At 54.2% G+C, this 11625-nt stretch carries 8 protein-coding genes; 4 read left to right on the top strand and 4 right to left on the bottom strand.

Annotated elements, in window-relative coordinates; translation table 11 throughout:
• Window positions 1–16: 16 nt before the first annotated feature.
• The 3 genes from NHH73_02850 to NHH73_02840 are packed head-to-tail and all read right to left on the bottom strand — an operon-like array spanning window position 17 to window position 6558.
• Window positions 17–4333 (bottom strand): hypothetical protein, encoded by a 4317-nt coding sequence (locus NHH73_02850; protein ID USX27257.1) that lies wholly within the window; start codon window positions 4331–4333, stop codon window positions 17–19.
• Window position 4334: 1 nt separating this feature from the next.
• On the bottom strand, window positions 4335–5069 hold the full coding sequence (locus NHH73_02845) for a hypothetical protein (GenBank protein USX27256.1): 735 nt from the start codon (window positions 5067–5069) through the stop codon (window positions 4335–4337).
• On the bottom strand, window positions 5062–6558 hold the full coding sequence (locus NHH73_02840; protein ID USX27255.1) for a hypothetical protein: 1497 nt from the start codon (window positions 6556–6558) through the stop codon (window positions 5062–5064). The genes NHH73_02845 and NHH73_02840 overlap by 8 nt, the downstream gene beginning before the upstream one ends.
• Window positions 6559–6745: 187 nt before the next feature.
• Between NHH73_02840 and NHH73_02835 the strand changes: the two genes are divergently transcribed.
• Window positions 6746–7573 carry a WYL domain-containing protein gene (locus NHH73_02835; GenBank protein USX27254.1) on the top strand — a complete coding sequence of 276 codons (828 nt, stop codon included), beginning with the start codon at window positions 6746–6748 and terminating at the stop codon, window positions 7571–7573.
• Between the two features lie 440 nt (window positions 7574–8013).
• Here NHH73_02835 and NHH73_02830 read toward each other — a convergent pair whose 3' ends face one another.
• On the bottom strand, window positions 8014–8259 hold the full coding sequence (locus NHH73_02830) for a DUF6471 domain-containing protein (GenBank protein ID USX27253.1): 246 nt from the start codon (window positions 8257–8259) through the stop codon (window positions 8014–8016).
• 278 nt (window positions 8260–8537) lie between these two features.
• On the opposite strand from NHH73_02830, the gene NHH73_02825 reads away from it, so the two are divergent.
• The 3 genes from NHH73_02825 to NHH73_02815 all read left to right on the top strand — a co-directional run bounded on the left by NHH73_02825 (window position 8538) and on the right by NHH73_02815 (window position 11522).
• Entirely contained in the window at window positions 8538–9251 is a 714-nt protein-coding gene (locus tag NHH73_02825) for a TnsA endonuclease N-terminal domain-containing protein (GenBank protein ID USX27252.1), read from the top strand.
• 136 nt (window positions 9252–9387) lie between these two features.
• Window positions 9388–9933: a hypothetical protein gene (locus NHH73_02820; GenBank protein ID USX27251.1), complete on the top strand. Its 546-nt coding sequence runs from the start codon at window positions 9388–9390 to the stop codon at window positions 9931–9933.
• A 98-nt stretch (window positions 9934–10031) separates the two neighbouring features.
• Window positions 10032–11522 carry a Mu transposase C-terminal domain-containing protein gene (locus tag NHH73_02815; protein ID USX27250.1) on the top strand — a complete coding sequence of 497 codons (1491 nt, stop codon included), beginning with the start codon at window positions 10032–10034 and terminating at the stop codon, window positions 11520–11522.
• Window positions 11523–11625 lie beyond the last annotated feature (103 nt).

Here is an 11625-nt window from a genome sequence, read left to right as displayed (position 1 = left end):
GATAGTAGGTCAACCGTCACGCTGTCTCCGTTTCATTGTCACGCAGGGTGAAGTCAACAATCTCGAGATGCCACCGATTCGATTTCGTATTCTTTCCTGCTTTCCGCAGGTGAATGAAGCGTGGAAAATCCGCCACGGCGTTGTAGTCGGGAAGCGCTGTAGCAAAAATCAACTGCACGTCCATCGCGGCAGCCAACAGGCGCTGCGCTTTCCACATTGCCGGATTGGTTGCCTTAGCGAAGGGATTGTCCAAAATAAGCGGTCCACCACCGTTGCGCCGTACTTTGGCCTGAGTTTCCGAGCGAATTTGGTTAATGAGCAAATATAGGAACATTGCCATCACAACGGCTTCGCCTCCCGAGTTTTGGATTTTGTCGACCGCAACGTATTGCAAGTCGACATCGGGACTCATTTTCAGCAGTTTGACGCCCAGGCTGCGACCGTAGATGCGCGAAACCGCCTCAGCGACCATAGCCGCTCCTTTAGCCGGCACGACCTTGGTGTCGATAAGGGAATCCAGATAGTTCCTAAGAGCGAGCTTGCGCGCTTCCTGCTGCACCTCGTTGAACTTGGCCTGCATTTTAAACATAGGCATCCCGCCGACCCAAGGTGCGTTAGCTGGAACCCTTTTATTCGTCGCCGACACCAGCAGCGAAATCGCCGTGTTCGCCAGATTGGATAATTCCCCTACACATGCATTGAAGTCGGCCTGCATGCCCTCCAACATGGAATTCGTCGTGCCAATGCGGTCCGCGATGCCGGCCAAGATTCGCTCGCCATCCGAACAGGCGGCATCGAAATCATTTCGTTGAAGTTGCGCAGAAATATCGGGCTCAACTCTCGAAAGCGCCTCGCTACGTGCGAGCGATTTGACATCATCGAACAACTTCATCGCCTGCGTCCGGGCATGATTTACCGTCCGCTCGCGCTCGCGAAACTGCTGGATGATACCGGACACCTGCGACTCAAAATCATCTTCGATGGTAGAGGGCTCAGCGCCTAGAATCTCGGGCATAGAGAGTGAAGTGCGGAGCGTCTGCGCCGCAACTTTTGCTCGATGCTCTTGAGATTGTGAAGCCTCGATAGACTTCTGCAGCAGTTGCAAAAACTCGACCATCTGCTCAACCGCCGCGTCCGTCTTCTCGATTTCATCAGCCGCCTGCTCACTTTCGGCCGCAAGCTCGTCGTCCGAGGCTCTGCCTGCGGCTTCAACGGCGACGACGCTAAGTTCGTTGGGGTGCTTTAGTCGATTCATCGCAGCGACGGCAACAGCATGTGTCTGTCCAGCCGCAATCTTAGCTGACTCGTGCACCTCGATTTCTCGCGAAATCACAGGTAGCCAGTCTTCGTACGGCTTGGTCAGAAAGGGGGCCATTGCGTCCTCCGACACGTCCCCAAACCGGCTCGAGTACATTTTCTCTTTTTGCAGGTGTTCCTCTCGCGCTATGTCCAGGTGAATCTTTACAATACCAATGCGCTCATGCTCTTCGGACTCATATTGAATCGCGGCGCTGGCATACAGATTTGCCAGCGAGTCAATGCTGGACGGGCCATCGCCGTCGTCTCCGTCTACGACAACTTCGCCGTAGTACTTCACCGCGGAAAATTCCTCCGAACGCTTCAGATGCTGAGTCTTATACAGTTGAACTTCCTCAAGCTGCGTTTCTCTTACATTCGCAAGCTCTTCCAGCCGACATGCAATTTCATTTGCGCGGCTATGAAGACCAGAACGCAATTTGACAATTTCGTCCAGTCGAGTGAGGCGAGTCCGCCGCCCGGATTCGTGAGTCTCGACAAACTTTTCGATATCGCGGAGGTGACGCTGACAGAGCGCAGCAGCTACGTCTGCCTGAGCTGCCTTTGCCCGGCAACTGTCAGCCATGCCCAATGCCTCGACTGCTTGGCCGTCGAGCATGTCCGCTCGTTGAGTGAGCGTCTCTGCTTCAAAATCCAGCCGTTGAATCTCTTCAATCCGTCGCTGCAGCTTTCCCTCACCGAATCGTTTGACGAATCGCTCAAAACGTTCCTTGGCCAGCATTGCGTCACTTTGCTGAGTGGCATAGAAATCGCGGCTCGACGCCTCTGCCGCCACTCGTGCATGTAACGATTCAAGAAGTACTTGAGCGGCAGCGAAATTAAATGCGGCATCGTCGGCCGCGGGTATAACGATGTTGTCGGCTGCAGTCACCTCCGGTTCGAGCGTGGCGGCAGAAATCATTACAGGAGCGACTAGAGCGAGCCCTTCGACTGCAAGGGTCCTGGCCTTTTTCATTTCACTCGAAGCGATACATACTCCTAAAAACCTCGCGGGGTTACTGCGTATCAGCGCTCGCGCGGCATCAGAATCACTAACGGCCTTCGCGATGTAGGTGTTAAACGCAGTCGCAGACTTTACGCCGATTTCCTTAAGCCGCGCAACGACTGCATTTACGTCAGATGACTGACCAGTAACGCCCGTCTCCAGAATGGAAGAGCTACTCGCGTTGAGCTGAGAAAGACGCACGCTCGACAGCGCGACCTCGTTTGCGCTTCCCTGGGCGAGTCGAAGTAATGCCGTCAGTAGCGCTGGAGACTCAGGGTCCGCCATATCGGCATCGGCCGCCAAACGTGCTATGGGCAATTGGGATAGGCGCTCCCGTTCGATTTCGCCCTCGGCGACGAACCTTTGTGCATCTGCGCTTATTGCGGAAAGCTTCGCGGCATCAGTGCGCAACCTGCCGGCATCGGTTCGATACCCTTCGCTGGTGCGAACATGTTCCTCAATTCGAGCCCTAGACTGTTTTGCAGATTCGGTATGCTGGGCGGCTTCGCTCACCCATCGCTTAATTGCCTTTCCAGGAATCTCAGCGCTTTGCATTGTCCCGTCTGCTTCCAGCGATATTCGAGCCGAAGTGCACGCTGCCTCCAGCGTCTCGAGCTTCGTGGCTTCGCTTCGCAGGTTTGAATCGTTTTCGGCATTTCTCGCGCGCTCCTGATTCAGTCGCGCGTCCTCTTTTTTTGCCTCTGCTACCAAACTTTCTGCCGACTGCTGCTGCAATTTTGCTTTTGCCATGCTGGCCTGCAAGGCGTGACGTAGCAAGGCGCCTTGTTTTTCGACCGAGTCGCGCCAGGGCTGCAGCGATGCTTCCGCCAGAGCTGCGCGCGCTTCCAGTTCCTTACGAACGGACAGCGCCTGGCTGGCTTCAGTTTTTGCTCGCGCAGCCTCCAGGTGGACGAGCTTCTTCTTCGACCCAGCGTGCGCCGCCTCTGTTTCTGCTCTCTGAACTGCAGCGCGCTCGAGCGCGCGATGGTGTTGCACGTGCGAAATCGCGTCAACTTTCTCGGTCAGCGTTTTCTTTGTCGCTGCCTTGAGCGCTAACGTTTGACGATGTACGCCGGCTTGACGAATCTCGTCGTCTACGCGCTGGCGAAGCGTTTGAACACGGTGTTCTAAACTAACCACCAGTCCTTCACCGCCATTGTGCGCAGCATCTCGAGTTGCCATCGCAGCTGAGTATTGATTGGCACCCTCCTGAAAGCGGCCCAACGAGCTTTCTAGTTTCGTCAGCTCGTTAAGTCGCAACTGGGTATCCGGCTTTTTTGAGAGCTTATCGCACGTATTCACGACCGTCTCGCGAACCGCGCTCGCCCGGGTAGCGTCGACAGTTAAGTCGAAAAACTTATGAATGAACTCAGGCTCCGACTTGAAGGTGAGGAAGCTGGTGTCGATGCCGCCTTCCTGAGCTGAGAAGAAAACTTGCAACTGAAGCATCTCGACATCAATCAACCGTTCGTCGCGCAGATGCTTCTGCCAGTCCGACTGCCCGCGTGTATAGAAAAAATCATTGTTGAATCGCTGAGTGTCGTGGAACCATTTGGACACGTGAGTAAGGGTTTCGGCCGGCGCATGGTCCAGTTTTGGGGCTGGAACGCTTTCGAGGCGCAATTGTTCGGTCACCTCAAAGCTGAAGAAAACGCGGTCGATGTCAGTCTTGTCGGAGCGCGACTTGACCGATACCACCTGGCCGACCACCAAACGATAGGGACTACCGCCAACGACCTTCGGAGGCATCTCCCACTCGATAAGGATGAATCCTGGCCGGCCGTCACTCGAAAAGTATTGCCCAAACCGGTGATTAGCATTTTGGAGATGCTTCAGGAACTTGTCCTGTGGCGTCTCGAAGCACGAAAATACAAAGCTCAAAAACGTTGTCTTCCCGCCGCCGTTTTCAAGATTGATTAACGCGTCCGTAGCTTCCTTGGTCATAGCATCTGTCAAGTCGAAAATCAGCCCGTCATACCAAGCCGCGTTCACTCCATAGTTTCCAACGTAGATTCGCGTAATTTTTTGCATGCTATGCCTCGGGTGGAGTGAAACCGGTATCGGCTTGGGCTAATTCGAACAGGCGCCGCAGAGTCAATTCGCGCAGCTGCACCCGAAAGCGATTGGTCGGAGTGTAAGTAACGAGGGACTCATCGTCGGAAGCACGGACCACACGTACCAGTCCGCCTGTCACCATCTGAGTAAGTGAAATCGCGATAAGCCCCACAATCGTATTGACACCAGCGCGCTTGACGGACGGAGTCGTCAACGGCAGCGAGCAAATTAGCTCCCATCCAGGCTCAAGCGCGAAGGGCAAATCAACTTCCGACTCTCCCACTTCTTTCAAGCGCCGAGCCAGCGTGACCAGAACGTCCCGAAAATTGGCGAGCGATGCTGGCGGAGGAGCGGTCCCATCGTCCTCAAGCCCATCCATGGTTGGGAAGAAGGTTGCTGCAATCGCGATATGCGCTAAGACCATCGCGGCTTTTTGGTCGGCATTTAGCACACTGCGTATGTCGCTCATCTTCAGTGCGAACTTGCTGTCCTTTGTCGTTGGCGCCACAACTAGGCCACGCTCGCTTACGTCGAGGACGAGGAGTTCCATTCCTTCTGCCACCGCATGGACTTGGTCGGCAAATGCCGGCTCTGCCCTGTAACTTGCCAAGAGCTCGCGGTAGCTCAAGTCGTTCACCGGTGTCAGCGCAGCGTTCAGCGATTTGTACACTAACCGCGACGCGTTCCGCACGCTCGTTTGGAGGTCATTCATTGAAGTCTTTCTTAGAGACGAACTGCAAGTTTGTACCGCTGGCCACGTCTAGAACGAAGCGTCCGTTCGCCTCGACGGAAACGTATGGGAAAGTAGACTCGGTGGGCGCGTAGCATCGGAACAGCCTGATAACCGCAAAATGCAGCATGTCCAAGTCGAAGCCAGCTTCCGACCCTTTAAGCAAGAGCTCGTCGAGTTGATACGTGCCGGACCTTTCGAACTGATGGGTTATCCACGCCTCCACCTTCAAAATCAGCTCTTTGGGGAACCTCTCCGGGTAAGGCACGTGGGGAGTAATCTCCCCGGTATCATCCTCAGGAGGACCATCTTCAGCACGCCGCTCAAGCAAAAGCGAGAAGACAGAGTTCAGGTCATAGACCTTTGGCCACGAGGGCGGGTGAAACGCGCTCACGACGAACTCCCCATTTGCCGCCAAAATATCGCTGCTCAGGCCGAGAAGCTGCGGGAACAGGCGAGATTCCAAGTCTGGTAGGCTGCCAGCCCTTTTTGCGCGAAAGACCGCCTTTTGAGCATCGAGGAAGCGTTGTGGGGCGACCAAAATGTCGTTGACCAGATAGGCACGAATCAACCCAGCTCCCTGCAAGGTCTTCAGCAACTGAGAAAGGTCCCTCCTTGCCTTCGGCTCCTCCGCCTTGATTACAGCGTCCCGAACCGCTTCTTCCATTCGCTGGTCTTCAGCCTGACGCTCTTGCACATGGGACCGAGCGCCGGCGAGTTTTACCGCGACGTCGGTTACCCACTTCACCGACCCTGGCGCACGGATAGCTTGGTTCAATCTGTCACCAATCAGCTGTCGGTATTCGAGCGATAGCTTTCGTGCTCGTTTTGCGACCTCCAGTGCCGCATCAAACGCGCCGCGCTTCAGTAGGACGTCAAGCATCTTCTCCATGACCACTTGAGCGTCTTCCGGCGCCATGTCGAGCATTCCTAGATAAACCAAATAGCCCTCAGACGTCGGGCGATAGCGGTACACGTCCTCCAAATCCGGTTCATATGACACAAGCCGGAACCGAATTGACCGCATTTGCCCCTCGTTCGCGTCGAAGTACTCGAACTCAAACTCCTTGTACCCCTTAACCTTGTTGTCCAACGTATCAATAACGATTTCCGCAACTTTGCGAGCGAGCGGAAACGTCAGCGACGGCTTCATCCGGGCGGCCACGTTCGCTAAATGGGTGACAACTTCATCTTCGGTGCACCCCATATTCATCGTGGTGCCCTCCATCATGAAGTCAAGTGCAGAAAGGACGAGGTAGTGAGTGTCGACGCCATCCATCAAATTGGAAGTACCGGTCGCGTCAGCACCATACGAATTCTTCGCCAGCTCTAGAGCGAACACAGGCCGAAGCAGCAGTAGGTTTCGCTGCTGTTTTGACAAGTCCAGGAGGCAAACTGTCGCCGCTCCATTTTCGGCTACAGCGGGCTGCTGTTGGTCGGCAAGGTTCTCTTCGGCGTTGTATGTGCGCATATAAAAATTATACGCCTAAAAATTAGACTAATACAATAAATATTCATGGGGTAAAATTGTGGCTATGAATCTTGCACAAAAACACCCCGCTCCGGCGGAGCCTCCAATAAAGTGGGGCCAACAGAGGCGGCTAGAGTTCATTGACTTCCGCTTGCGATGGGAAGGACGCATCAACCGCAGTGCGTTAATGCAATTTTTCGGCATCTCGACGCCGCAGGCCTCGCTTGACCTAGCAAAGTACATCGAGTTGGCCCCTGAGAACCTCCACTACGATAGAACGACTAGGATGTATCTGGCCAAGTCGGGCTTTAGCCGAGCTTTTCCAACAAGTCAGCCCGACTTGTTTCTGGACCGAATGCTAGCGAACGCCCGAGATGAGCCCGACTCGTTGGGTTTCCTTGGCTGGCACCCGCCGACGGCAACAGTGCCAATACCAGGACGAAGAGTAAGCGAAGAGGTGCTCGCTAGAGTGGTTGCGGCCATTCGGAATAAGGAAGATATATTCGTCCACTATCAGTCGATAACGAGTAGCGTCGAATCTGGAAGATGGCTCTCGCCGCATGCGCTAGCACACGACGGATATCGTTGGCACGTTCGAGCGTACTGCCATCTGAGGAACGAGTTCCGAGACTTCCTCATCGCCAGGACAGTAAGCGTTGTTGATGCCAGGGTTGGTTCGATGGACCTGGAACTCGACACTGCATGGCATAACGTAGTTCAGCTTCGGCTGGCGCCGCACCCAGGGCTAACCTCAGCTGCACGACGAATAGTCGAGGACGACTACGGAATGCAGCAAGGCGAGGCCAAGCTTGAATGCCGGGAGGCTTTGCTGTTTTATCTACTACGTCAAATGAATTTGATACCTCGCGATGAGAGTAACGTGCCTGAGGCACAACAGATAATTCTAATAAACGCAGAGGACGTCCTGCCCCTTCTAAAAAAGAAATTACCTTCGCTAAAGGCCGGTAACGAAAATCATCCGCGCGAATCTCAAGGGACACATGGACAATCGTGACGAGATTACTAAAGAATGGTTCGACACTAATTCGGTCGAGGTCCTACTAGACCCGGCTTAGGTGCGGCACACCTACCGTTCCCCAAGACTTGGTAAAGCATCAATGCGTTCTGTTTTCTTACCATGTCGGCAGCACGATGTGGCATTTCAGAAGTGAACATGGAGAAAACGAGCAAGTTGCAGTCAGAGGCCTCCTTCGCGAGTAACTTGGAGCTATTGCTAGAGGCGGCATTGGCGGGGCTAGGCATACTGCTTATGCCAACTTGGCTGGTCGCGCGAGATGGAGGAAGGCCGTCTAGTCGTCCTTCTTCCAGACTACTGCGCCACCTTGGATGGGGTGCTATCTTCGCGCTGTATCCAAGCATCCGGCGGCACTCCGCAAAAGTCCAGGCTTTCGTTAGCGTCATGGAGGCGTCGCTTGCAGCTCTACCCGAGTAACCTCAGCCGGCGGAAGAACTTCCTGTTTCGACCTGTATTTTCACTTCCTTTACGCCCAACGCGCGCATACACATCAAGAAGAAAGCGAATGTGAATTTCCCGCGAGAGATTCGATTCGCTATTGCGGTATGCGAATCCTCGACGCCAAGTTCTTTCAGCCGAATCGCTAATTGCTTATATGAAACATCGTTAAGCACGAGTTCGGCTTTCAAAATGCGCTTCGCGTCCGTTTCCCAAGTGCTCAGCATTAGTGGAACTTTCTGTGGTGGTACGCCATTCTTGCCGAACTTCCCCGCTAAAAGCGCGTCTATATCGTAAACGATATATTTATCGCGCTAAAGACATTTTCACACTGTATCTGTGAGCCTAAGCACTGATGAACTCGATGTCCACCCCGGTAGGCAGCCCGCAATTTACTGAAAAGAATAAAAACAGGTGGTTTACCGAACAGGGGCAGCTTTTTAACGACTGATGTAGTCGTTCAACAAGGGCGCAAGAGCGGTGGCTGGGTGATAAAGGAAAAATCATGGTCGGGACTATCAAGTGGACGGAGGAAAAAATCGAAGCAATGCGGGCCGAAGGCTATGGCTTCGGTACCGGCGCGGACTATTTGCCCTGGTTGCACCGTCTCTCGTTCAGTAGCCACGGCCGGTGCCGCAGTACCGGGGTCAGCCCAAAAACCGGTCGAGTTCACGAACTCTTCTCAGATGCAGAGTACGACTTTTTCCTATGTTTGGAGCGGGACCGCTCAGTAACGGACATCAGGGAGCAGTTTCCCCTCGACCGCGACGTCACGCAGGACGTAGCACGCTCGTTAGGCATTGCGCATCCCATGTACCCCCGAACAAATACCCCGACCGTGATGACGGTCGACTTCATGGTAACCAAGTTGGTGAATCGCGAAAGGCAACTAATGGCATTCAATGTTAAACCGGCCTCCGAAATTGAGGACGCAAGGTCGGTTGCAAAGCTTGAGATTCAAAGGGCGGCCCTATGGGAAATGAAGATTCCCCACAAGCTGGTCCTCGACACAATGATGTCGCGCGAGTTGATTTCAAAGCTTGAATGGATAAGGCGGCCATGCATGAGCAAAAGTGAGTCTGTGCCGTATCCCGACTACTGGAACGAATGGAATCCCTATTCACGCAGGCATTTTCTGTCGCTCCTTCAGGCCTTTCGCTCACCGAATTTTGCCAGCGCCTTGATACCAATTCGGGGCTGGCCGCCGGGACTGGACTGACCGTTAGCCGCCGGCTGATGTTCGCCAGGATACTTGAACCTGACCTTAACGCTCATTCTCTTCCAGACGCCAAATTGAAAACGTTCAAATTGTTTGCCCACTCGACCCGCCTGCGCGCGGTTGGCGGAGGTGCGTGATGCTATTTCGAAACGATATCTTCGAGCTGGAAAATACTCGCTGTCGCCTTCTTCATGTCGACAATAATTCCTGCCAAGCGTGGGCCATCTCGATTGACAGCGACGCCGAGACGATGCCGATACGACTTCCGATGCATTTGGTCGCTGAACTAATGCCAAGCACTCAGCCGGCCGTCGACCTCAACTTGTTAAGCGCCCCCTCGCGAGCCATGCTCGCCTCGCAGCAGCGAGCGATGGTCATTGTGGGTAACCTGCCGGAGCAAGTTCCGTTCATCTTCGAACCGAAAGCGAGAAGCGCGATAATCCGTACACACTCCGAAAAAACTGGCTACTCGCGAAAAGCTATATATAAAAATTTGCGGCGCTATTGGGTTGGCGGTCAGACCGCGAGTGCACTGCTGCCTCATTTCAGAAAATCCGGCGCAACAACCAAGCTAACAAATGCCGTGGACCGGCGGGACGGCACCCCACTTATCAGCTATCGGAAAACGACCTCCAGGTATTTCGGCGCGCAATCAAGCAATACCTTGACGATATCCGACTAAGCGTTCGTAACGTCTACACCGAGATGCTTAAGACAAACTATTGTCAGCTCGACGAGAACGGGAAGCCACTGCTACGCTTGTCCGGCGAACGTCCAAGCGTGCGTCAATTCGAGCATTTCTTGCGTAAGGAATATTCGCTCGAAACGCGACTGCGGAATCGAAAGGGCGAGAAGAACTTCAATCGGGAGGACCGCGCTGTCTTGGGCTCGGTGCTTGACGATTGCATTGGTGTCGCCCATTACTACGAAGCTGATGCCACCGTCGGTGATGTTTTGCTTGTATCGGAGTCGGACCCGAACTTAATCGTCGGCAAACCGACGATTTACCTCATCGCCGACAGAAAGTCTCGCCTGATTGTAGGCTTCTATGTAGGATTTGAAAACGCGAGTTGGACGTGCGCGATGCAAGCGGTCGTGAGCATCTCTCAGGACAAAAAAGCCCTTTGCGAACAATACGGTGTTGAGTACAACGAGCACGACTGGCCCGCGCATCAAACGTTCCCCCAGCAGATGCTGTTTGACCGAGGCGAGGGCTACACCTTTGCCAGCAACCGCCTTGCAGAAAACATGGCTGTGACAGTTGCGAACGCGCCAGCGCTTCGCCCCGACTGGAAACCAATCGTTGAGTCACGCTTCAAGTACGTCCGGCAGACCCTTCAAGGCGGCACCTACGGCTTTGTCGTGCCAGAGGACGCGAAGCTGAGACGAAATAAAACGGGCAACGCCGAACGTGAGGCCTGCCTTACGCTCAAGCAGTTCACCGCAATATTTTTGAACCTCATCATCATGCACAACCGTAGTCCAATGAAGAACTACCAATATTCGATTCCTGAACTGACGGCGCGAATCAATCCGTCACCAATTCAGGTTTGGGAATTCGACATCGCAAATCGTAGTGGACAGGCATGCAGGTACGAGGAGCAATTTGTGCGGCTCGCTCTGCTACCCAGGGCGCCGGCAACGGTTACACGATTCGGGATTATGTTTGAAGGATGCTACTACTCTTGCCAAGAGGCGTTGTCACAAGGCTGGTTTGTAAAGGCAGGAAAGGCACGGTTTCCTCTAACCGTCTCCTTCGACTCACGCCTGGTCGATACGATATACGTGCACCATCCGGATAAAGACGGGATTGTTTTCGAGTGCCAGCTCACTGGCCCGAGCGCCCAGTATCGTGGACTTTCGTTGCCCGAAGTAATGACGTTGATGAAGATTGCGAACCGCATGGAGCCCGACATCGAACAGGCGCGCGAGCAAGCCAAGGTCGAATACCGAACGGCGGTGGAAAAGATTCAGCAGCAGGCAAACGGCCGCCTGCAGGCAGCCGCCGTCAAGAGAACAAGAAGCTCTCGCAAAGCTGACGTTAAAGACGCCCGAGCAAAGGAACTGACGATTGAACGTAGAGGTTTGCTTACACGAGAGACTCTTGACGTTCCACCGCTTGCTCAAGTGGTTCCCTTGCGGCCGGCACCCTTTCTTGGACTGGTGGGGGTTGATTCAAAAGTAGGTTCAAGGACTGAGGCTGCCCCAGCCACAAGTACTTCGGAAAAAGCGCGTTTGGCGCGGGAAAGGATGATGAATGGTCAATGGTGAATCAGCGCACGGAGTAATCCGACAAGCGCAGTACTCGCAGCAGCGGCTCCCCCAGTTTCGGGGTAATCCGCTAATTGAGGCACTCCCGCCCTCCCTGAGCGAG

The organism is Oxalobacteraceae bacterium OTU3CINTB1 (assembly GCA_024123955.1).
Taxonomy (GTDB): domain Bacteria; phylum Pseudomonadota; class Gammaproteobacteria; order Burkholderiales; family Burkholderiaceae_D; genus Rugamonas.
This window is presented reverse-complemented; position numbering and strand designations above follow the sequence as displayed.

Coding starts and splice junctions, on each gene's coding strand:
- NHH73_02840 (USX27255.1), bottom strand. CDS start 6,558: ATGCGCACATACAACGCCGAAGAGAACCTTGCCGACCAACAGCAGCCC.
- NHH73_02835 (USX27254.1), top strand. CDS start 6,746: ATGCAATTTTTCGGCATCTCGACGCCGCAGGCCTCGCTTGACCTAGCA.
- NHH73_02825 (USX27252.1), top strand. CDS start 8,538: ATGGTCGGGACTATCAAGTGGACGGAGGAAAAAATCGAAGCAATGCGG.
- NHH73_02845 (USX27256.1), bottom strand. CDS start 5,069: ATGAATGACCTCCAAACGAGCGTGCGGAACGCGTCGCGGTTAGTGTAC.
- NHH73_02830 (USX27253.1), bottom strand. CDS start 8,259: ATGCTGAGCACTTGGGAAACGGACGCGAAGCGCATTTTGAAAGCCGAA.
- NHH73_02850 (USX27257.1), bottom strand. CDS start 4,333: ATGCAAAAAATTACGCGAATCTACGTTGGAAACTATGGAGTGAACGCG.
- NHH73_02820 (USX27251.1), top strand. CDS start 9,388: ATGCTATTTCGAAACGATATCTTCGAGCTGGAAAATACTCGCTGTCGC.